Here is a 20,594-nt window from a genome sequence, read left to right as displayed (position 1 = left end):
GATGACTAACCTGTTCGACCCGCTGCGCGTCGGCGACCTGACCCTTCCCAACCGCGTCGTCATGGCGCCGCTGACCCGCCTGCGGGCCGGTTCGACCCACACGCCCAACGCCCTGATGGCCGAGTACTACGGCCAGCGCGCCTCGGCGGGCCTGCTGATCACCGAAGGCGTGCCGGTCACGCCGCAAGGCGTCGGCTATGCCGGCGTCCCGGGCATCTGGTCCCAGGGCCAGACCGAGGCCTGGAAGCAGGTGACGAAAGCCGTGCACGACAAGGGCGGCCGCATCTTCATGCAGATCTGGCACGTCGGCCGGATCTCCGACCCCGAGCACCTGAACGGCGAGCTGCCGGTCGCCCCCAGCGCCATCGCCGCCAGCGGCCATGTCAGCCTGCTGCGCCCCGAGCGCCCCTACCCGACCCCGCGCGCCCTGACGACCGAGGAAGTCGCCGGCGTGGTCGAGGCCTTCCGCCAAGGCGCCCAGAACGCCAAGGACGCCGGCTTCGACGGCGTGCAGATCCACGGCGCCAACGGCTACCTGCTCGACCAATTCCTGCAGGACGGCTCCAACCAGCGCACCGACCAGTACGGCGGCCCGATCGAGAACCGCGCCCGCCTGCTGCTGGAAGTGACCGACGCCGTCGTTTCGGTGTTCGGCGCCGGTCGCGTCGGCGTCCACCTGGCGCCGCGCGCCGACAGCCACGGCATCAGCGACAGCGACCTGCCGGCCACCTTCGGCTACGTCGCCAAGGTCCTGGGCGAGCGCAAGATCGCCTTCATCTCGACCCGCGAGCATGAAGCCGCCGACAGCCTGGGCCCGGCGCTGAAGGCCGCGTTCGGGGGCGTCTATCTCGCCAACGAGAAGTTCGACCTGGCCACGGCCAACGCCGCGATCGACGCCGGCAAGGCCGACGCGGTGATGTTCGGCAAGGCCTACATCGCCAACCCGGACCTGGTGGAGCGCCTGCAGCAGAACGCCCCGCTGAACGCGCCGGTCCCGGCCACCTTCTACGCCCCTGGCGCCGAAGGCTACACGGACTACCCGACGCTGGAGCAGGTGGCGGAAGTCGCCTAGCGCAGCCGCGACCGGGGCGTCGGGTCCAGTCGCAAGACCTGGGCCGGACGCTCCTGGGCGTCCGTGAGATCGGGATCGGTCTCCAGCCAGGCCCGGTCTTCCGTTCGCGAGAACCACACGAGCACCTTCTCGTGCTGCCGCACCAGCAAGCGCGGGAAGGTGTTTTCGCTTGTTTCGGACACGTAGACGCCCAGCGTCGGCAAGCTCGCCGCCGCGAGGCGCTCGGCAAACAACTGGCCGAAACCGTCGGCCGGATCCTTCCAGAGATAGAAGATGGTCGCCACGACCGAGCTCGCCGGTTCCGGCGGCTCGCGCCGGTCTGTATCGACGAGGGCCAGCTCCGGGGTCAGCGGCTTGAGCAGCAGGACGTTGTCGTTGTCCAGCAGCAGCGGGTTGGCCTCGTCCCGATGCGCTTGCCAAACCGGGCCGAAATAGAAGGCGTTCAGCCCGCGCTCACGAGCTTTCATATCCGCGAAGCTGCGGATCCAGGTGAAGCGGTTCGGATCGTCCCGGTCGCGAAACTGGCCGACAAGGCGCATGCCCTCGGCCTCCTGGCTCTCGACGAACCAGCGCTCGAACACATCGATCATGTCGTCGCGGCGGCCGGGGACGATCTTGTACTGGCGGAGCTCGAGGACGGTGTTCATGGCTCTGCTTAGATCAGGCGTGAGGCCCGATCCTGTCAGCAGGCCTCGATGAGCCCCTCGGCGACGTAAGCTTGCGCCACCGCCTCGGCGACCTTGATGCCGTCAACGGCGGCCGAGAGGATCCCGCCGGCATAGCCCGCGCCCTCGCCCGCTGGGAACAGGCCGGCGGTGTTGAGGCTCTGGAAGTCCTTGCCGCGCGTGATGCGGATCGGCGAGGAGGTCCGGGTCTCGACGCCGGTCAGCAAGACGTCGGGATGGTCGTAACCAGCGATCTGGCGGCCGAACACCGGCAGCGCCTCGCGCATGGCCTCGATCACGAAGTCCGGCAGGCAGGCCGACAGGTCCGTCAGGGTGACACCCGGCTTGTAGGACGGCTGAACCTCGCCAAGTTCGGTGGACGGCTTACCGGCCATGAAGTCGCCGACCTTCTGGCCCGGCGCCTGGTAGGTCGAGCCGCCCGCCACATAGGCCAGGCTCTCCCACTTGCGCTGGAACTCGATGCCGGCCAGCGGATGGCCCGGATAGTCGCGCTCGGGATCGATGCCGACCACGAAGCCGGAATTGGCGTTCCGCTCGTTGCGCGAATACTGGCTCATGCCGTTGGTCACGACCCGGCCCGGCTCGGACGTCGCCGCCACCACCGTGCCGCCCGGGCACATGCAGAAGCTGTAGACCGTGCGGCCATTGGCGCAGTGGTGCGACAGGCTGTAGTCCGCCGCGCCCAGGTCGGGGTGACCGGCGCAGGTCCCGAAGCGCGCCTTGTCCATCCACGACTGCGGATGCTCGATCCGCACGCCGATCGAGAACGGCTTGGCCTCGATATGGACGCCGCGCTCATACAGGACTTCGAAGGTGTCACGGGCGCTGTGCCCCAGCGCCATGACCACGTGGCGGGTCGGCAAGTAGTCCTGGCCGGCGATGCGCAGACCCTTCAGCCGGCGCGAACCGTCGGCCTCGACCTCGATGTCGAAGTCATCGACCTTGTGCTGCCAGCGGTACTCGCCGCCCAGGCTCTCGATCAGGGCCCGCATCTGCTCGACCATGTGCACCAGACGGAAGGTGCCGATGTGCGGGTGGGCCTCGGTCAGGATCTCTTCTGGCGCGCCGGCCGCGACGAACTCCTCCAGCACCTTGCGGCCCAGGAAGCGTGGATCCTTGATCTGGCTGTAGAGCTTGCCGTCCGAGAAGGTCCCCGCCCCGCCCTCGCCGAACTGGACGTTGGACTCCGGGTTCAACTCGCTCTTGCGCCACAGGCCCCAGGTGTCCTTGGTGCGCTCGCGCACGACCTTGCCGCGATCGACGATGATCGGTTTCAGACCCATCTGGGCCAGGATCAGACCAGCGAACAGGCCGCAGGGGCCGGCGCCAATGACCACCGGGCGCGGGCCGTCGAAGCCCTCCGGCGCCTTGGCCACGAACTTGTAGTCGGTGTCGGGCCGGACGCGCACGTGGTGGTCGCCCTTGAAGCGCTCCAGCACGGCCGCCTCGTCGCGCAACTCCACGTCGACCGAATAGATCATCAGGATCGCCGCCTTACGGCGCGCGTCGTGGGCGCGGCGGGCGACGACGTGGCTCAGCAGATCGTCGGGCGCGATCCCGAGACGCTCGACAATGGCCGGCGCCATGGCCTCCGGCGGGTGGCCGAGCGGCAGCTTCAATTCCGAAATACGCAGCATGGCGCGCGTCTTAGCCGGAACCGCGCCCGCGCGCCATCCGGGCGAGACGTCGCGGCGTCGCCTTTACCTCCCGCGTAATCGCGCGGCCGCACTGGAGCGGGCATCAAGAGCGGGCCTGGAGACGCCAGGCGCTTCCGAACGGAGACCCGCCATGACCGACGCCGCCCAGATCGCCCAACTTTATGTCGACAGCTGGAACGAGACCGACGCCGAGCGCCGGGCCGACCTGATCGCCGCTCTCTGGACCGAAGACGCCCGCTACGTCGACCCGATGATGGCCGGCGAAGGCCGCGCCCAGATCGACGCCCTGATCGCCGGCGTTCACCAGCAGTTCCCCGGCTTCCGCTTCGCCCTCTCGGGCAAGCCGGACGGCTACGGCGACAAGGTCCGCTTCTCGTGGACCCTGGGGCCGGAAGGCCAGAGCCTGATCGAGGGCACGGATTTTGGCGTCGTCGAGAACGGTCGTCTCAGCGTGGTGACGGGTTTCCTCGACAAGGTCCCGGCCTAGGCCTTCGGATAGCCGCCGACTTCGGCTTCGTCGTCGATCACCTTGCCCGTCCCGGCCTTCACCTCGCGGACGATGCGGCGGTCGACGGCGTCGCGGTCCCAGGGCCGGGCGCCGGCATTGGCCAGCACATGGGCCTCGACCTGGCTGGAGGGCATCAGCTTCAGCCCCTCCGGCCAGAACGGCGGCTTGGTCAGGTGCTTGATCTTGGGGAACGGGTCGGTGTTGAGGATCCGCACCGGCGGCATCTCGGTCCCGTCGGCATAGTGGGCCGGATTGTCGAAGGCGTAGAGCTCCAGATCCCCCTGCCCCTCAACGATCAGGAACGGCAGGTCCGGCCGCGTCGAGGCTCCGCCCTTCACGACATTGCCGGCGATGGCCAGCTGGCCGACGCGCCACTGGTGACCGACCCACTCACTGGCGTTCAGGGCGTAGTGCATGCAGCGCGTGCCAGGGTCGTAGACGAAGTTGTTGACCGTCACGGCCTCGACCCCGCCCTTGAACAGCTGGTTGCGCTCGCGGTTGTGGGCATAGAGGTTGCGGGCGATCAGCACGTCGTAGGCGTTGTCGTGGATCAGGCTGCCCTTGGAGTGCTCGCCCTTCACGTGGCTGGCGTTCGACAGGCCCTCGGCGACGATGTTGTTGCTGAAGGTGATCCGGTGCGAGGTCCCGTCGCGCCACTTGGCCGGATCCTCGCCGCCGGTGAAGCGCGGGCCCGAGGCCGACAGGTTCTCGTCAGTGGCCCAGCTGGTCGAGCAGTGGTCGACGATGACGTCGTAGGCCTTCCAGCAGGTGATGCCGTCAACTTCCCAGCCGCTCTTGCTGGCCTCGCCGTCGCGGCCGGCGCGCACGCGGATGTGCCGGACGATGACGTCGTGGCTCTCGATGGCCAGGCTGCCCTTGATCAGGGTGATGCCCGGAGACGGCGCGGTCTCGCCGGCGATGGTCAGGAAGGGCTCGGTGACCTTGATGCTATGGCGGGCCAGATCGATCACCCCGCCGACGTCGAAGACGATCGTGCGCGGTCCCTTGGCGGCGATGGCTTCGCGCAGCGAGCCCGGACCGCCGCCGGCCAGGGTCTTGACCCGGATGACCTTGCCGCCGTCGCCGCCGGGCGTCTTGCCGGCCCAGCCCAGGCGCTCGAACGGCGCCTTGCGCGGCGCGGCCAGGACCAGGCCTGGCGTCGCCGCCAGAGCGGCGGCCAGCAGCGTGTCGCGTCGGGTGATCATCGAAACCCCTCCCTCTGTTCTTGTTCTCTTAGGCGCCGGTCGCCAGCCAGCTGACCGCATTGGCCAGCCAGCGCTGCTGCAGCGGCTTGACCATGTCCGGCAGGCGGTGGACCAGCACGCGGGCCTTGTCCTTGCGGACCGTGAAGCTGGCCGCGCCGTTCTTGCGATCGTGGTCGCGGCTGTAGGCGGCGATGACCTCGATACCGTCGCCGTCGATGACGAGGCCGTTCGACGGTTGGCCCTCGACCTGATGCAGCACGCTCATGGCCATGTCGGCCGGCAGACCGGCGAAGGTCGAGTGCGCCCGGACAAAGTTCCAGTTGCCCATCCACGGCGCCCGCAGGCCACCGACCTGGCCCGCGTAGCTGAAGAGACCCAGGCCCTGGAGCTGCTTGGCGACGCCGTCGGCCAGGCCGTCCTCTTGCACCATGGCCAGCAGCGGCGTGCCCGTCTTAGCGGCGGCCAGCACTTCGGGCGGCAACTCGCCCAGGACCACAACCGGCTTCTCGCCCTTCTTTGGCTGAGCCTCGAGACCGGTCTGTTCGCCGACCTGGCGGCGGATGATCTCGTCGGTCTTCAGGCCCGAAGCGACGATGCCGGCGTAACGCACGCCCGGCTTGAAGTCCTCGACCACGACGTTCGGCAGGGCCGTGAGTTGCTCGCGCAGGCTCTTGGCGATGCCCGAAACGCCCAGCTTGATCGGCTTGGCAGGCTTGGCCGCGGCGGCCGTCACCCAGATCTCGCGGTCAGAGACCACGTCCCCGAACGCCACGCGCAGGGTGTTCAGCCCCGCGCGGGTCAGGGCCGGCGTGCGGAAGCTTTCGGCCAGCAGATAGCTCAGCTGGTCCGGCGTCTGGGCCGGGACCGGCCAGCGGCCCAGTTCCTGGACCGCGCCGCCCTCACCCACCAGGCTCAGCACGACCTCGCCGGTCGCGGCCTGGCCGCTGTCGTTGAAGAACCAGATGTCCAGCTCGGCGGTCTCGCCGGCCGCATAGGCCAGGGCGCGGGGCCTGGCGATCGCCATGACCGGCCGCAGGGCCTGGCTCATCAGGGTCGGATCGGCCTTGAAGCCACGCAACGCGTCGACGATGCCCGAATGGTTCTCGATCGAGGTGGTCTCCCATCCCGAGATCGCCGCCACGTCGACCGTCTCGCCCAGGCGGATGTTCTCCAGGTAGTTGCGCCAGCTCTCATAGACCTTGCGCCCGACCGACAGCCACAGCGTCTCGCTGGTCGGGAACGCCGACTTGAAGCCCCAACGCTCGATATAGCTGTTGGTCGCCGCGACGATGTCCTTGTGGTCCTGCAGATCGTAGCTCTTGCCGCCCTTGGCCAGGATCTCGACGACCATGGCCTCATGGTTGTCGGCCGTGGCGCATCCCTGCATCTCGCCGAACTCGACGATGAAGGGCTTACCCTTCTGCATGTGGATGTAGTCGTCCTTGGACTTGTAGAAGCGGTCGTACCACTGGTCGCCCGCGCCCTGGTGCTCGACCCACCAGCCGCCCCATTGCTCGACGTCCGAGCGGTAGTAGTGGTCGTTGTACGGCAGGTACATGGCCTGGGCCGCGCCGCGCTTGACGAAGCCGTCGTTCAGAATGACCGCCCGGCTGGGATCCAGGTCGTGCATGGCCTTCAGCACGATCTGCACGTCGGGATTGGCCAGGTTCGCGCCGATCTCGTTCTGCAGGGTGTACTGCACCAGCGACGGCCGCGAGCGGAACGCGCGGACCATGGTCTTGCACTTCTCCAGCAGGAAATCGCGGCTGAAGGTGTCGGCTTCGGACAGCCTCTCGCCGGGCTTGAGGTCACGGCCGATGGCATGGCGGCCACCGCCGGGCTCCATGACCCGCAACAGACCCATCTCGTCCATCGCGTCGAAGACCTCGGGCTTGCCGACATTGCGGTGGAAGTGCAACGCGTTGAGGCCCAGGGCGTGCGCCGAGGTCACCTCGCGCTTGGCCAGCTCGGGCGTCGGCCACAGGCCGTTGAAGCCCCAATAGCCCCACGAGATCGCCGAATAGAGCCGCACACGGCGGCCGTTCAGGCGCAACAGCGCGTCGGTTCCGACGCCGTCGACGCCGAACCAGCGGAAGCCGAACCGGACCTCGCGCGTATCGACCGCGCCCTTGGCTTCGGTCCAGCGGAAACGCAGACGGTGCAGGACAGGTGTCTTCAGGTCCCAGATCTGGGCGCTCGGCGCCGAGACCGTGAAGCGAACCCGCAGGCGGTGTTCGTCGACCGCCTCGACGGCCTCGACCGTGACGGCGGCCGCGACCGGCGCGCCCTTGTCGTCCGTGAGCTCGACGGCGGCCTTGCTCTTCAACTTGTCCAGACCGGCCTTAGGCAGTGGCTTGTCGAGCACGACCTCCATGAAGCCAGTGACCTGGCGCGCGTTCGGCGTGTTCAGCACCCAGGCGTCGTCGATCCGCGCGGCGCGCGGGTGGACGCTCAGGGTCAGGCCGCGATCGATGCCGCCAAACCCGTGCGAGGCGAAAAACTTCAACTTGCCCCACATCATGGTCGTGGAGTCGCGCCAGTCGAAACGACCGCCCGGATTGGTGATGCGGATCGACAGGCGGTTGGCCTCGCCGGGCTTCATCGCCTCGGAGAGATCGCAGTGGATCGGCAGCTCCGACATGATCGAATAGCCGACCAGCTGTTCGTTCAGGAACACTTCGGCCCGCATCCGCGCCCCACGGATGTTCAGGAACACCCGCTGGCCCTTGGCCGAGGCCGGGATGTCGATGGACCGGCTCCACCACGACACGCCCTTGTAGGCGCCGTACTTGGGGACATCGTCGTCCTCGGCGTAGCGGTACTCGTCGGCGCCATAGGGCCGCGTGCCGAACGCGCCCCAGAAGTGCTGCTCGACCGTGGTCGGCAGCTGGACGGTGATCGCCTCGCCCGAGGCCAGCGCGCCCCAGCCGCCGGTCGGCGGGTTCACCGGCAGCTTGGACAGCTCGAACGTCCCCGGCAGGTGGATGACGTCGTCCTTCCAGGCCGCGCCCTGGTCGATCCAGAGCCGCCAGCCGTCGTCCGGAATGGCCAGGGACGGCTCGGCGGCAAAGCCGGCCGTCGGGGTCAGGCCCGTAGCGGCGGCGACGCCCAGGCTGGTGGTCAGGAAGCTGCGGCGATCGAGACGCATGGGATACTCGTGCTTAGGGGTTCCAGCCGTCGGGGCCGGCCAGGAATTTGCGGCGGTCCCAGGCCTTGGCCTGGTCGTCGGTCAGTTGATGGGTGCGCGGCTCGCGGGTCTTGGGGCTCGCGCCCGGACCGGTCGAGGCGTACTCGGCGAAATAGGCGGTGTTCAGGGTGTCGGTCTTGCCCGGCGTCCACTCGCGCCAGCCGGCAGGGTCGAGCGGCGCCTCGATGCGCGAGCGCATGAAGATCACCGTGGCCAGCGGCCGCCAGGCGCGGCCGAAGAAGATGCCCTGGGCGTCCTTGTCGGCGGTGATCAGGGTGCGGTCGAAGACATAGGCGCTGTCCTGGTCGGGCCGCACCTTGCTCTGGGCCGTGATCATCACGCTCTGGTGGGCGATGCCGTGGATGTGGCAGCGGTCGAAGAACGCCTTGGCGTCGCCGAAGATGAAGTCGACATGGCCCTCAACATAGCAGTCCTTGAAGTACTGCCGGCTGGGCTTGTCCTTCTTGGAGGCGGCGTACAGCGTGTCCTGGGCGCCGAGCAGGCGCACCTTCTCCAGCACGGCGCGGTCGGCGGTGATGGCCAGGGCCACGGCCTGGGACGGCTGCGGGTCCTTCAGGTGGTAGTCGTTCTGGATCGTCAGGTTCTTGGCTTTGAAGCCATCGCCCGTGACGTTCATCGTGAACGACTTGAAGGTGCCGCCGGCGGTGCGGGCGCCGTCGCTCCAGACGATGACCACGTCCTGGGGTTTGACGCCCTTGCCGACCAGGCGGACGTTCGGCTTGGCGATCGTCACCTTCTCCCGGTACTCGCCGGGCTGAAGCTCGATCGTACCGCCATCGGCCGGCAGAGCGTCCACGGCGGCGGTCAGGGTCTTGTAGGCGGCCTTGGGACCGACCCGCAGGGTCTCGGCGAAAGCGACGTTGCTCAGCGCGGTGGCCAGCAGCAGGCCCAGGAACAGACGCTTGCCGATCATGCGCGCACCAGGGCGCCGTTGCGCACGACGAGACGCGCGCTCTGGCCCTTCTTCAGCGCGACCTTCAGCGTCGAGCCGGCATGGACCACGGAGTGCTCGCCGTCGGCCTTGGCGGTCAGCACCGCCTCGGAGAGCTTCCCACCCGCCCAGCGGACATCGACCCCGACCGCGCCCCGCGCCCGCAGGCCGGTGATGTGGCCCGTCGGCCAGGCCGACGGCAGGGCCGGTAGCAGGTAGATACGGTCGTTGCGGCTCTGCAGGACCATCTCGGTCATGCCCGAGGTCCCGCCGAAATTGCCGTCGATCTGGAACGGCGGGTGGGCGTCGAACATGTTGGGATAGGTGCGCTCGGGCCCAAGCAGCAGCTTCAGGATGCCGTGGGCATGGTCGCCCTCGCCCAACCGCGACCACAGGTTTAGGCGCCAAGCGATGGCCCAGCCGGTCGAGAGATCCCCGCGCGTGACCAGGGTCGTCTTGGCCGCCGCCGCCAGCTTGGGCGTCGCATCGACCGAGATCTGGTCCGACGGGAACAGGCCGTACAGGTGCGAGACGTGGCGGTGGTGGATGTCGCTGGCGTCGGCGTCCCAGTCCTCCTGCCACTCCTGCAGCTGGCCGTCCTTGCCGATCTTATACGGGGCCAGCTTGTCACGCGCCGCCTTCAGCTCGGCGACGAAGGCCTCGTCCGCGCCCAGGATGGCTTCGGCCTTCAGGCAGTTGTCGAACAGGTCGCGGACGATGGCCTGGTCCATGGTCGGGCCGGCCACGATCGACGAGCCATGGCCGTGGTTGTTCTCCGGCGAGATCGACGGGTTGGTGACCAGAACCCCGAACTTGGGATCGACCACCAGGGTGTCGAGGAAGAACCGCGCCGAGCCCTTCATTAGCGGATAGACCCGCTCCAGATAGGCCTTGTCGCGGTTGTAGTCGTAGTGGTCGTAGACGTGCTTGCAGAGCCAGGCGCCGCCGGTCGGCCAGACGCCGAACTTGGCGCCGTCGATCGGCGCGGTGGCCCGCCACAAGTCGGTGTTGTGGTGCGTGACCCAACCCCGCGCGCCGTACATGGCCTTGGCCATCCGCGCGCCGGTCTCGGAGATGTCCTTCACCAGCGCGATCAGCGGCTCGACCAGTTCCGGCAGGCTGGTCGGCTCGGCCGGCCAGTAGTTCATCTCGGTGTTGATGTTGATCGTATATTTGCCGCCCCACGGCGCGAAGGTCTTGTCGTTCCAGATGCCCTGCAGGTTGGCCGGCTGGCTGCCCGGACGCGAACAGGCGATAAGCAGGTAACGACCGTACTGGTAATACAGCGCCGCCAGGGACGGGTCGTCGGTGGTGGGCGACTGCTTGATGCGCTCATCGGTGGGCAGCAGGTCGGCGCGAGTGCGGCCGAAGTCGACGCCGACGCGGCGGAACAGGCCCCGGTGATCGGCCTGGTGCTCGGCCAGCATCTTGGCCCACGGCTTGGTCGCCAGCTTGCCCAGGGTCGCCTTATTCAGCGCCGTCGGGTCGCCCGAGACATCGTCATAACGGCGATAGCTGGTGGCCGCCGCGATCAGCAGCAGCACCTCGTCGGCGCCCTTCACCGACAGGACACCACCCTGCCCGCTGATCTTGCCGCCCTTGGCGCGCACGTCGACGCGGCACTCGAACTTCAGCTTGGCGTCGATGCCTTGCGAGGGTTCGTTGATTCCGGCCAGGACCAGCTGCGCGCCCTCGACCGACGAGACCGGCTTGGACTTCAGCGGGCTGGCAAAGCTTAGATCGACGCTGATCGCGCCCTTCTTGCTCGCCGTCAGACGCACGGCGATCACGCCGTCCGGGGCGCTGCCGATCACTTCGCGGATGTAACGCACGCCGCCGGCCGTGAAGCTGGTTGTGGCGATGGCGCCATCAATATCGAGGTCGCGGACATAGTCGCTGCCCGCGTCGCCCAGGCCTGGGAAGTCCAGCTTCAGGTCGCCGATCGTCTGGTACGACATCTGCCGCTTGGGCAGGCCCATGAACTTGGCGTCGGCCAGTTCGGTGGCCTTGGCGTATTCGCCCGCATTGATGAGCTTGCGGATCTCCGGCAACGCCCCGTTGGCCTCCGGATTGATCGGCTCGTAGGGCCCGCCGGCCCACAGGGTGTCCTCGTTCAGCTGCAACCGCTCGGCCGCGACGCCGCCGAAGATCATCGCCCCCAGCTTGCCCGAGCCGACCGGCAAGGCCTCGACCCATTCCTTGGCGGGCTGGCGGTACCAAAGGCGCAGCGGTCCCGCCTTGGCCTGGGCGCGGGCGGGCGCGGCGGTCAGGGCCGAGGCGGCGCCCAGGACGGCGAGCGTAGAGCGGCGGGTCAGGGTCATCGAAGGCCTACTGGATCAGGTAGCGGCGCAGGGCCGGCACGGATTTCGACAGCTCGTCGGTGACGATAGCCGAGAAATAGTCAGCGCCCACGACGCCCAGGTGGGTGTAGTCGAACGAAAGCTTGGCTTGGCCCATTGGCTCGACCGCAGCGTTGTTCTGGGCCACGGGCGGCGCGCCCGGAGCGACCGGAACGCCGGTGTTGGCGGCGATGGTCGTGCCGGTCTTGGTCGCCGCCTCAAGCACCTCGGTTGAGGGCGGACGCTGGGCGAACTTCATGGCCTCAACCGGTCCCATGGCCTGGACGGCGGCCTGGCTGCGAGCGTGCAGATCGACCACGGGCGTGTTGGTCTCGGCCGCGACCTTGCGGACCGCGTCGGCCCACGGGCCAAGATCGTCCAACAGCTTGCCGTCCTTGAACGAGCGACGGGTCAGCGGCGTGACCAGGATCGGCTTGCCGCCGGCCGCCCGCACCTCGTCGACATAGCGCTTCATGTTGACCGGAAACTCGGTCGCCAGGTCCGTCGAGCGACCGGGCTTGCCCGGCTGGTCGTTGTGGCCGAACTGGATCAGCACATAGGTGTCGGTGAAGCCGCCCGACTTGATCTCGTCCATGGCCAGGGCCCACGAGCCCTCGGCGCGATAGTTGCCGCTGGAGCGGCCGCCGCGCGCCAGGTTGATGCAAGCGGCGAACGAGGTCACGTGCCAGCCGCAGAAGCTGGGACCCCAGCCGCCCTGCACGGCGCTGGTGGAGTCCCCGACCAGCACGATCTTGATGGCCTTGAACTTCGGCGGCGCGACGTCGGCCGCCTGGGCCTGCACGACCAGCGGCGTCAGCGCCAGGACGGCGGCCAGGGTCAGGGCCTTCAAACGCATGGGTTACTCCGAAGAAGATGAGCGGCGTCGGGGACCGACGCCGCCCCAGTTGGCACCTCGGGAGGAGGTGGTCTCGAACGCCTAGGTCCGGCCGACAAAACGCTGTCGGCCCGGGACGCTGGAGGCGGTGATTTCGGGATGGGCGGAGAGGGAATCGCGGATGGCCGAACGGCGCGGCGCGCGCGATAGCGTGGTCATCATTCCCTCCCCAACTGGCGGCCATCCAGGGGCCGTTCTCACCGGATCTCTGTCACCGGTGTCATGGAGATAAGCATGCCCAGAGAACTGGAAAAAGCGGAAAGTTACCGGTAACTTGTAGAAATATCGGAACTTTCCTTGCCCTCGCGAAACTAGATTTCAACAACGTTTCATGCCCGCCGATCCGCACAAAAAAGTTCGGGATTGGCCGCAATTGTCCGACAAGCCATTGATCGGCGCGACGATCCCCCGCATCGTCGCCGTCAACAAGGATACCGAGAACAATCGGGGAGTGGCGGTGTCCGGGGCGGAGCGGCCGAAGCGTCGAATCGTTGAGTGTGTGGTTTGGCGTAATCGGGCCGCCCACGCGCTTGCGCGCACCCTATGAGAACGCCCCAGACGCTTGGACTGGCGACGGCTCTGACCGCGCTCCTGGCCGCCGTTCCGACCCTGGCCGCGCCTAGTCCGACCGCCTATGCCTTCGACCAACCCGCCCAGCCCCTGGCCCGCGCCCTGCTGGCGGTATCCGAGCGCACCGGCGTCGTCGTCTTGGCGCCCGCCGCCCTCGTCGCCGGCCGACAGGCGCCAGCCCTCCACGGAAACCTGTCGCTGCCCACGGCCCTCTCGACCCTGCTGGTAGGATCGCGACTGACCTTCGTGATCGGCGCCGACGGGGTAGTCACGATCATCGCCGCGCCACAGGCTATCCGACCGACCAAGCGCCCTCTCCCGCTCCCATCCGTTCCGCACCGGTTCGATGACGAGCCGCCCGCCGAGGTCGCGCCGGTCAGCGTCACGGCCATCGCCAATGCCGACCTGCCGGCCTACCTCAAGCGCCGTACGCCCTCGCCCGTCGACATCCTGACCGAGGACGAGATCGCCCGCTCCGGCGCGATCAGCCTTGGCGACGCCCTGCGGGAATTGCCCGGCGCGGCGGCGGTTAGCGACGGCGGCGAGACCCGTCAGATCGCCCTGCGCGGCACGGCCAGCCGCTTCACCCGCGTGCGCATCAACGGCATGGAGACCCTGGCGACCTTCGGCGGCGCCAATGTCGGCGGCGGCACCAATCGCGGCCGGGCGTTCGACTACAACGTCTTCGCCGCCGACCTCTTCCGGCAGATCAAGGTGCAGAAGACCGCCACCGCCGACATCGACGAAGGCTCGCTGGGGGCGACAGTCGACATCCGCACCCGCTCGGCCTTCGACCTGCGTGACAAGAGCGTCTTGCTGTACGGCGAGCAGAGCTGGAACAGCCGCGCTGACCGTCTGGCGCCGCGTGGCTCGATTGTGGTGTCGCGACGCCTGGCCGACGACCGGCTGGGCGTGCTGGTCTCGGCCGCCTATTCGCGCCGCTACGCCGTCGACGCCGGGACCACGGCCGGCGGCTGGCAGACGGGCGATGCGCTGTATCCCGGCTTCGGCGGAACCCGAGGCGGCGCCAGCCTGGATCAGGTCAACGCCGCCCTACACGCTCGCATCCCGCGCCTGGAGCTGATGACCGCCGACCAGTCGCGCCTGGGCCTGACCGGCGCTCTGGACTGGCGCCCCTCGGACCGCACCCGCGTCTCGCTGGATTTGCTGTACGCCAGCCTGCGCGCCCGACGGCACGAATACCTGCTGGAGAGCTTCACCTTCCGCACTGCCGGCCCCTGCGGTCCGACGGCGGCGCCGATCTGTGGGCTGAACGCGGTGACCGCGATCGATCCGGTGATCCGCACCGGCAAGGGCCCCGACGTCCTGCTGGCCGGTGTCTTCGACGGCGTCGATGTGAAGTCCGAGTCCCGCTACGACGAGCTCGACACTATCTTCCGCCAGGCCACTCTGTCGGCGACCCACCAGCTGGCCAATGGGATCGAGGCCACCGCTTTGCTGGGCTTCTCGCGCTCGGACTTCAGCAACCCCGTGCAGAACACCCTGCACATGGACCAGTACGGCGTGGACGGCTTCGTCTACGACTTCCGCGACGCCTCGCGCCCGTACATCGGCTACGGGGACGCGGTGTTGGACAAGCCCTCGGCCTGGACGCTGTCGGAGGTCCGCGACGATCCCAACTGGGTCGACAACAGCTACAAGACCGCGGGCCTGGACCTGAAAGGCGCGGCGCGCGGCCTGGAATGGCGCGCGGGCGTGCTGCACAAGGATTACCGGACACAGGCCGTCAGCCTGTCGCGATCCGATGGCACGACCGCCAATCTGAACGGCCTGATCCCGGCCGCCTTGGCCGGCGTGCCGATCGGTGACTATGCGCGCATGGTCGGCGCTGGCGCCTCGTTCGGCGCGGTGAACCCGCCCAGCCAGTGGCTGGCGCCGGACATCTTCCGGGGCCTGGCTCTGCTGCGCCAGGCCTGCGCCCAGGCCGGCTGCGACGCCTTCCACCTGGGACCCGAACCCGCCGCGGCCACCAACTACGCGATCGGCGAGCGCGACGACGCGGCCTACGTCCTGCTCTCGCGCCCCCGCCAGAACGATGGCCGACTGTGGGGCGATGTCGGCCTGCGCCTGGCGCGAACGGCGCAGGACGCGCGCGGTTCGCAGGTCCAGGCCGACGGAACGCTGAAGCCGGTCCGCGCCAAGCGCAGCTATGTCGACCTGCTGCCGTCGGCCAACCTTGTCTGGGAGCCGGCCGACGACCTGACCGTGCGGATGGGCGCGGCGCGAGTCATGGTGCGTCCGGACCTGCGCAGCCTGCGCCCCGGCTTCACCATCTCGACGCCCAGCCTCAAGAGCATCTCCGCCGGCGATCCGAACCTGACGCCCACCCGCGCCACAACGCTCGACCTGGGCGCGGAATGGTACGCGCCGAACGGCGGCGCGGTGACGGTTTCGGCCTATCACAAGGCGATCGCCTCGATCATCCAGCAGACCTACAGCCCGCCAGCGCCGTTCTCGACCAATCCGTACGGCCTGCCCGACAGTGTCGCGGCGCAGGCCTGCGGCAGCACACCGGGTTGCGATCCCGCCCTGCCGATCTGGCAGTTCGTGCGACCGGCCAATACCGGCAAGGGTCGACTGAGCGGGATCGAGGTCTCGGGCGTGACGCCGCTGGGCGCGCCGGGCTCGCCCCTGGCCCGTTGGCGGCTGCAGGGCTCGCTGGCCTATACGCGCTCCAAGGTGCTCTACCGGATGCCGAACGGCGCGATGGAGACGATCCAGGACTCACTGGGCGGGCCGCGCTTCGTGGGCAATCTGGCGCTGAACTATGACGGCCGCCGCCTGGACGCCCGGGCCGGTGTCAGCCATCGCGGTCGTTACCTGGGCGCGGTTCCGGCCGTGACCGGCGGCGACGCCGAGGGCTTCGACGCCCTGACCACGGTGGATGTTTCGCTGCGCTACAAGATCTCGCCGCAGCTGACCCTGGCGGCCGACCTGGCGAACCTGACCGACGCCGTGCAGCGCCAGTTCATCGACCGCAGCCGCATTCCGAACTACCAGCACCGTACGGGCCGGGATTTCCGACTTGGGCTACGCTACCGATACCGTTAGGGCTGGTCGTCGAGGGCGAAGATCTGGCGCATCGCCAGCCACTTCTCGCCATCGGCGGCGCCGGGCAGCGGCTGCTGGAATTCCCACATCAGGCGCTCCCAGGCCTGGACGTCTTCCGACGCCATGTCGGCGGTGGCCTTGGCCTGCGCCGAGAACGCCGGGCCGGTCTCCATGATCATGAAAAGCCGCGTTCCCAGCCGCCAGATCTGCATGTCTCGGATATCGGCCGCGCGGATCGAGGCGGTCACGGCAGCGGGTACGGCGCCGGCGGCGTGCCAGGCCTTGTAACGTTCGATCAGCGCCAGGTCGTCCTTGAGGTCGAGGGCCAGGCACTGGCGCATGTCAGTTGATCCAGCCGCCGTCGATGATGTGGATCTGGCCGGTGGTAAAACTCGACTCGTCGCTGGCCAGGTACAGGGCCAGTTGCGCAAGCTCCTCGGCCTTGCCGAGGCGGCCCATGGGCTGGCGGGCGGTGAAGGCCTTGTGGGCGGCTTCGTAGTCGCCGGTGTCTGCCAGGCGCTGGTTCAGAGACGGCGTGTCGACCGTGCCCGGGCAGATGGCGTTGCAACGCACGCCCTGCCCCACGAAGTCGGCCGCCACGGCCTTGGTCAGGCCGATCACAGCCGCTTTGGTGGCCCCGTAGGCAAAGCGGTTGGGCACGCCTTTGATCGAGCTGGCCACCGAGGCCATGTTGACGATCGAGCCCTTGCCCGCCGCCAACATGGCCGGCAGGAAGGCGCGGATGGTGCGGTACTGGGCCGTGACGTTGATGTCGTTCGAGAACGCCCAGGCCTTCTCGTCGCAGTCCAGGATCGTACCGGCATGGACATAGCCAGCGCAGTTGAACAGCACGTCGATCGCGCCCAGCTCGGCGGCCAGGGCGTTGATGGCGTCCAGGTCCAGCACGTCCAGGCGGCGGCCTTCACAGCCCTCGACCTTGGCCAGAAGCTCTTCGTTGAGATCTGTCGCGATCACCCGTGCGCCTTCGCGGGCGAACAGCTCGGCGCTGGCCTTGCCGATGCCCTGCGCCGCCGCCGTTACCAGCGCGGTCTTTCCGGTCAGTCGTCCCATGATACGCCCCTTAACTCGCGCGCCGCAGCGGCAGGCAGGCCGGACCGATCGGGTCGAAGGCCTTGTAGGTGAGGATGAATTCCTGGTGGCCCAGCGCCTCGGACACCGTCCGCTCGCCACCGGCCACAGCCAAAACGAGGTCGAAGATCTCGTCGCCGACCTCGTCCAGCGTGCCGCGACCTTCCATGATCCGGCCGGCGTCGACGTCCATATCGCCCGTCAGCTTGCGGTAGGTCTCGGGGTTGGCGCAGACCTTGATCACCGGCGAAACGGCCGAGCCGACGACCGAGCCACGGCCCGTGGTGAACAGGGTCAGGTGGGCCCCGCAGGCGATCAGCTCGACGATCTCGGCATTGTCCGAGATGTTGGGGAAACCGAACCGCACCTCGCCGTCGGGCACCACGTCCAGCAGGTAGAGCCCGCCTGAGGGCGGCAGGTCGCCGGGCTTGAGGATGCCGACGATCGGGGCCGAGCCGGACTTGGAATAGGCCCCCATCGATTTCTCTTCCTGGGTCGTCAGCCCGCCCTCCGCATTGCCGGGCGCGAAGCTGCCATAGCCCATGACCGTGTAGTAGGCCTCGGCCTTGCGGACGCTGGCTTCCAGCTCGGCGCCCAGTTCGGGCGTGATGGCCCGGTCGGCCATGATCTTCTCGCAGCCGACCAGCTCGCCGGTCTCCTCGAACACGCAGGCCGCCCCGGCCGCGCCCAGACGGTCGAAGGCCCGGCCAACGGCGGGGTTGGCGGTGATGCCGCTGGTGCCGTCCGAGCCACCGCAGATGGTGCCGATGACCAGTTCGGAGACGTCCATCGGAACGCGTGCCGTCTGGTCAGCGATGGCCTTCAGCCGAGCCACGGCTTCGACGCCTTTGCGGACGGTCTCGGCGGTGCCGCCGTTCTCCTGGATGACCAGGGTCTCCACGGGGCGGCCGCTGGCGGCGATGGCCGCGCGCAGGGCCTCGCGGTTGAAACTCTCGCAGCCCAGCGAGATCAGCAGCACCCCGCCGATGTTGGGATGGGTTCCGATCGCCTGCATGACCTTCAGGGCGTAAGCGTTTGGATAGCAACCCGGAAAGCCGATCAGGTGGACGTCCGGGTCGTCGCTCTTGGTCACGATCGTGCGGGCCACGTGGTGGGCGCACTCGACCAGATAGGCCACGGTCACGACGTTGCGGATGCCCTTGCGGCCGTCGGCGCGCAGGTAGCCCTGGATGCTCATTGGCTCTCACCCGTGGCCAGCCGGGTGTGACTGGCGATGTAGTCGCTCTTCATGTTGTGCATGTGGACGTGCTCGCCGGCCGCCGCTGCGGCGGTCATCGAGCCGATCGGCGCGCCGTATTTCAGGATCTTTTCGCCAGCGACTAGCGCACGCCGCGCGATCTTGTGGCCGACCGCGACAGCGCCGGGCGCGACCTGCTCGACGCCGTCGATCTCGATCGTCTGGCCGGCCACGATCGGTTCGGCCAGCACCAGGACGTTGTCGTCGGGATGCAGCAGGATCGGCTTCATGCGGCGGCTCGCGTGGCGGGGGCGTCGGTGCGGATCAAGCCCTCGCCTCTCAGATCGGACCAGAGCGCGTCCGGAATAGTCATGTCCAGCCAGCGTGTTGCGTCGACGACCTGATCCGGCGTCGACATGCCCGGAATGACGCTCAGCACCGCCGGATGGGCCAGCGGGAACTGCAGCGCCGCCGCGGCCAGCGGCGCGCCGTGCGCGGCGCAGACCCGGCGCAGGCGCTCCACCCGCTCGACGATCTCGTGGGGCGCGGCCTCGTAGTTGTAGTGCAGCGTCCCACTCGTCTCGACCAGGGCGCCGGAGTTGAACGGTCCGCCAACGATGACACCGACACCCCGCGCCACGCAGCGCGGCAGGAAGTGCTCCAGCGCCGTCTGTTCCAGCAGCGTGTAGCGGCCGGCCAGCAGGAAGACGTCGACATCGGCGTGGTCCAGGACCTCCTCGCACACCGCCTGCTCGTTGACGCCCAGGCCGATCGCGCCGACTGCGCCGCTGTCCTTCAGCGCGCGCATGGCCTGGTAGCCGCCTTCGAGGAAGTCGCGCATGTGGCGGGCATGGGCGTCGCCATGGGTTGCGCGACCTAGGTCGTGGGCCAGCAGGACATCGACCCAATCGCGCTTCAGGCGGCGCAAGCTGTCCTCGAACGACCTCAGGACGCCGTCGCGGGTGTAGTCGAACACCGGCTCGAACGGCGCGGCGTCGACGAAGCCGTGGCGCTCGCGCTCGGTCGTCTGGATCGGCTCCAGGCGGCGGCCGACCTTGGTCGAGATCATCACATCCCGGCCGCCCAGAACCTCGCCCAGGCGCGTCTCGCTGAGGCCGAAGCCGTAGTGCGGGGCAGTGTCGAAATAGCCGATACCGGCGGCCAGGGCGGCGTCGATCACCGCATGCGCGTCAGCGTCCGAGACGGGCGCGTAGAGATTGCCGACGGCCGCGCCGCCGAACCCCAGGCGCGGCAGGCGCGCCAAGGTTTCCGACCGCTGTGCGTCGTCCATCATCCGCGCTTCCATCCCGTTTATTTATAAAATCGATCTTGCTGATAAAATTCCATTCCGGGCGCGGCAAGTCAATCGACGGCCGCCCGAAAACCTCGCCCACCTAGGCCGTCGGCCGAATTTCGCTGGTGATCTCGGCGGCGGCCTTCTGCAGGGCCGCGACAGTGTCGGCCATCGGCACGGCGGACGGCGTATCGACATAAGGACAGGTCAGGGCCGCCGCCACGCCGTCCGGGCCATGGATGGGCACCGACAGGTCGACCACGGCCTTGGTGACATAACTGTCGGCGCGGACATGGCCGTCGCTGCGAGCCTGGGCGGCGCTGGCCTGGAAGGCCTTCCAGGTCGCGGCCGAGGTCCCGCCCTTCAGCGTCTCGTCCCAGCGCGCGCGGATGCCGTCCGGCTGGAAGGCGTAGAGCACCAGGCCCGAGGTCGCCTCCACGATCGGCCGGCGATAGCCGACTCGGACCGAGAAGCCCTGGTCGCCCGGCGCCTCGATGCGGGCGACAACGACCATCTGGTCGCCGCTGGCCACGGCCAGGTGGCACGACTGGCCGACCTTCTGGGCGACCGCGCGCATGACCGGCAGGGCGGCCTCCAGCAGGTCCTTGGCGGGCGCACGGGTCATGCCCAGGGCGAACAGCTTGTTGGTCAGGACGAGGCCATCCTCGTCGGCGGCGCGACCGACATAACCGCGCGCCTCCAGCACCTGGACCATGCGGAACAGCTCGCTGGACGAGCGGTCCAGGGCGTTGGAGATCTGGGCCAGGGTCAGGCCGCCGCGATGGGCGGCCAGCAGTTCCAGCACGTCGAGGCCCTTCTCCAGGGCGGGCGCGCGGTATTCTCGCTTCTTGGCGGGCACGTCGGACATG

Annotated in this window: 17 protein-coding genes; 4 read left to right on the top strand and 13 right to left on the bottom strand. The window is 68.5% G+C overall.

The genetic code is table 11. The features are described from left to right. The first annotated feature begins 1 nt into the window (after position 1). Positions 2–1,072 carry an alkene reductase gene (locus AC07NF_RS06800; protein ID WP_494627894.1) on the top strand — a complete coding sequence of 357 codons (1,071 nt, stop codon included), beginning with the start codon at positions 2–4 and terminating at the stop codon, positions 1,070–1,072. On the opposite strand, the gene AC07NF_RS06795 is transcribed toward AC07NF_RS06800, so the two are convergent. Then, entirely contained in the window at positions 1,069–1,719 is a 651-nt protein-coding gene (locus AC07NF_RS06795) for an NIPSNAP family protein (RefSeq protein WP_494627896.1), read from the bottom strand. The genes AC07NF_RS06800 and AC07NF_RS06795 overlap by 4 nt on opposite strands. 35 nt (positions 1,720–1,754) lie before the next feature. After that, positions 1,755–3,395 (bottom strand): NAD(P)/FAD-dependent oxidoreductase, encoded by a 1,641-nt coding sequence (locus tag AC07NF_RS06790; protein WP_494627898.1) that lies wholly within the window; start codon positions 3,393–3,395, stop codon positions 1,755–1,757. Between the two features lie 151 nt (positions 3,396–3,546). Between AC07NF_RS06790 and AC07NF_RS06785 the strand changes: the two genes are divergently transcribed. Then, positions 3,547–3,903 (top strand): nuclear transport factor 2 family protein, encoded by a 357-nt coding sequence (locus AC07NF_RS06785; RefSeq protein ID WP_494627900.1) that lies wholly within the window; start codon positions 3,547–3,549, stop codon positions 3,901–3,903. On the opposite strand, the gene AC07NF_RS06780 is transcribed toward AC07NF_RS06785, so the two are convergent. The 5 genes from AC07NF_RS06780 to AC07NF_RS06760 are packed head-to-tail and all read right to left on the bottom strand — an operon-like array spanning position 3,900 to position 12,463. Beyond that, positions 3,900–5,129, bottom strand: coding sequence for a pectate lyase family protein (locus AC07NF_RS06780; RefSeq protein ID WP_494627902.1), 1,230 nt, complete (start codon positions 5,127–5,129; stop codon positions 3,900–3,902). The two genes, AC07NF_RS06785 and AC07NF_RS06780, sit on opposite strands and share 4 nt — an antisense overlap. Positions 5,130–5,157: 28 nt before the next feature. After that, positions 5,158–8,277 carry a sugar-binding domain-containing protein gene (locus AC07NF_RS06775; RefSeq protein WP_494627904.1) on the bottom strand — a complete coding sequence of 1,040 codons (3,120 nt, stop codon included), beginning with the start codon at positions 8,275–8,277 and terminating at the stop codon, positions 5,158–5,160. A gap of 13 nt (positions 8,278–8,290) precedes the next feature. Continuing rightward, positions 8,291–9,250 (bottom strand): pectinesterase family protein, encoded by a 960-nt coding sequence (locus tag AC07NF_RS06770; protein ID WP_494627906.1) that lies wholly within the window; start codon positions 9,248–9,250, stop codon positions 8,291–8,293. Then, on the bottom strand, positions 9,247–11,589 hold the full coding sequence (locus tag AC07NF_RS06765; RefSeq protein ID WP_494627908.1) for a glycoside hydrolase family 95 protein: 2,343 nt from the start codon (positions 11,587–11,589) through the stop codon (positions 9,247–9,249). The genes AC07NF_RS06770 and AC07NF_RS06765 overlap by 4 nt, the downstream gene beginning before the upstream one ends. Positions 11,590–11,596: 7 nt before the next feature. After that, a complete protein-coding gene (locus AC07NF_RS06760; RefSeq protein ID WP_494627910.1) occupies positions 11,597–12,463 on the bottom strand; it encodes a rhamnogalacturonan acetylesterase in 867 nt (288 codons plus the stop codon). Positions 12,464–12,833: 370 nt separating this feature from the next. On the opposite strand from AC07NF_RS06760, the gene AC07NF_RS06755 reads away from it, so the two are divergent. Further along, positions 12,834–13,049 (top strand): hypothetical protein, encoded by a 216-nt coding sequence (locus AC07NF_RS06755; protein ID WP_494627912.1) that lies wholly within the window; start codon positions 12,834–12,836, stop codon positions 13,047–13,049. Beyond that, positions 13,046–16,144 carry a TonB-dependent receptor gene (locus tag AC07NF_RS06750; RefSeq protein ID WP_494627914.1) on the top strand — a complete coding sequence of 1,033 codons (3,099 nt, stop codon included), beginning with the start codon at positions 13,046–13,048 and terminating at the stop codon, positions 16,142–16,144. The genes AC07NF_RS06755 and AC07NF_RS06750 overlap by 4 nt, the downstream gene beginning before the upstream one ends. On the opposite strand, the gene AC07NF_RS06745 is transcribed toward AC07NF_RS06750, so the two are convergent. From AC07NF_RS06745 to AC07NF_RS06720, 6 genes are all read right to left on the bottom strand, one after another. Continuing rightward, positions 16,141–16,485, bottom strand: a complete 345-nt coding sequence (locus AC07NF_RS06745; RefSeq protein WP_494627916.1) for an L-rhamnose mutarotase — start codon at positions 16,483–16,485, stop codon at positions 16,141–16,143. The genes AC07NF_RS06750 and AC07NF_RS06745 overlap by 4 nt on opposite strands. Position 16,486: 1 nt before the next feature. Beyond that, complete coding sequence (locus AC07NF_RS06740; protein WP_492810502.1) at positions 16,487–17,215, bottom strand: SDR family oxidoreductase; 729 nt, start codon at positions 17,213–17,215, stop codon at positions 16,487–16,489. Positions 17,216–17,225: 10 nt separating this feature from the next. Then, positions 17,226–18,431 carry a UxaA family hydrolase gene (locus AC07NF_RS06735; protein ID WP_494627918.1) on the bottom strand — a complete coding sequence of 402 codons (1,206 nt, stop codon included), beginning with the start codon at positions 18,429–18,431 and terminating at the stop codon, positions 17,226–17,228. After that, a complete protein-coding gene (locus tag AC07NF_RS06730) occupies positions 18,428–18,721 on the bottom strand; it encodes a UxaA family hydrolase (RefSeq protein ID WP_494627920.1) in 294 nt (97 codons plus the stop codon). Before AC07NF_RS06730 ends, AC07NF_RS06735 begins: the two co-directional genes overlap by 4 nt. Continuing rightward, positions 18,718–19,725 carry an aldo/keto reductase gene (locus AC07NF_RS06725; RefSeq protein ID WP_494627922.1) on the bottom strand — a complete coding sequence of 336 codons (1,008 nt, stop codon included), beginning with the start codon at positions 19,723–19,725 and terminating at the stop codon, positions 18,718–18,720. Before AC07NF_RS06725 ends, AC07NF_RS06730 begins: the two co-directional genes overlap by 4 nt. Positions 19,726–19,825: 100 nt before the next feature. Further along, positions 19,826–20,593, bottom strand: coding sequence for an IclR family transcriptional regulator (locus AC07NF_RS06720; RefSeq protein ID WP_492810497.1), 768 nt, complete (start codon positions 20,591–20,593; stop codon positions 19,826–19,828). Position 20,594 lies beyond the last annotated feature (1 nt).

The sequence above is a fragment of the Caulobacter sp. GW821-FHT10A06 genome (assembly GCF_059415805.1).
This window is presented reverse-complemented; position numbering and strand designations above follow the sequence as displayed.

Bases quoted from the DNA above. Each gene is read 5' to 3' on its own strand.
- AC07NF_RS06800 (WP_494627894.1), top strand. From the start codon at position 2: ATGACTAACCTGTTCGACCCGCTGCGCGTCGGCGACCTGACCCTTCCC.
- AC07NF_RS06720 (WP_492810497.1), bottom strand. From the start codon at position 20,593: ATGTCCGACGTGCCCGCCAAGAAGCGAGAATACCGCGCGCCCGCCCTG.
- AC07NF_RS06770 (WP_494627906.1), bottom strand. From the start codon at position 9,250: ATGATCGGCAAGCGTCTGTTCCTGGGCCTGCTGCTGGCCACCGCGCTG.
- AC07NF_RS06760 (WP_494627910.1), bottom strand. From the start codon at position 12,463: ATGCGTTTGAAGGCCCTGACCCTGGCCGCCGTCCTGGCGCTGACGCCG.
- AC07NF_RS06775 (WP_494627904.1), bottom strand. From the start codon at position 8,277: ATGCGTCTCGATCGCCGCAGCTTCCTGACCACCAGCCTGGGCGTCGCC.
- AC07NF_RS06735 (WP_494627918.1), bottom strand. From the start codon at position 18,431: ATGAGCATCCAGGGCTACCTGCGCGCCGACGGCCGCAAGGGCATCCGC.
- AC07NF_RS06790 (WP_494627898.1), bottom strand. From the start codon at position 3,395: ATGCTGCGTATTTCGGAATTGAAGCTGCCGCTCGGCCACCCGCCGGAG.
- AC07NF_RS06725 (WP_494627922.1), bottom strand. From the start codon at position 19,725: ATGATGGACGACGCACAGCGGTCGGAAACCTTGGCGCGCCTGCCGCGC.
- AC07NF_RS06750 (WP_494627914.1), top strand. From the start codon at position 13,046: ATGAGAACGCCCCAGACGCTTGGACTGGCGACGGCTCTGACCGCGCTC.
- AC07NF_RS06730 (WP_494627920.1), bottom strand. From the start codon at position 18,721: ATGAAGCCGATCCTGCTGCATCCCGACGACAACGTCCTGGTGCTGGCC.
- AC07NF_RS06780 (WP_494627902.1), bottom strand. From the start codon at position 5,129: ATGATCACCCGACGCGACACGCTGCTGGCCGCCGCTCTGGCGGCGACG.
- AC07NF_RS06740 (WP_492810502.1), bottom strand. From the start codon at position 17,215: ATGGGACGACTGACCGGAAAGACCGCGCTGGTAACGGCGGCGGCGCAG.
- AC07NF_RS06745 (WP_494627916.1), bottom strand. From the start codon at position 16,485: ATGCGCCAGTGCCTGGCCCTCGACCTCAAGGACGACCTGGCGCTGATC.
- AC07NF_RS06755 (WP_494627912.1), top strand. From the start codon at position 12,834: ATGCCCGCCGATCCGCACAAAAAAGTTCGGGATTGGCCGCAATTGTCC.
- AC07NF_RS06795 (WP_494627896.1), bottom strand. From the start codon at position 1,719: ATGAACACCGTCCTCGAGCTCCGCCAGTACAAGATCGTCCCCGGCCGC.
- AC07NF_RS06765 (WP_494627908.1), bottom strand. From the start codon at position 11,589: ATGACCCTGACCCGCCGCTCTACGCTCGCCGTCCTGGGCGCCGCCTCG.
- AC07NF_RS06785 (WP_494627900.1), top strand. From the start codon at position 3,547: ATGACCGACGCCGCCCAGATCGCCCAACTTTATGTCGACAGCTGGAAC.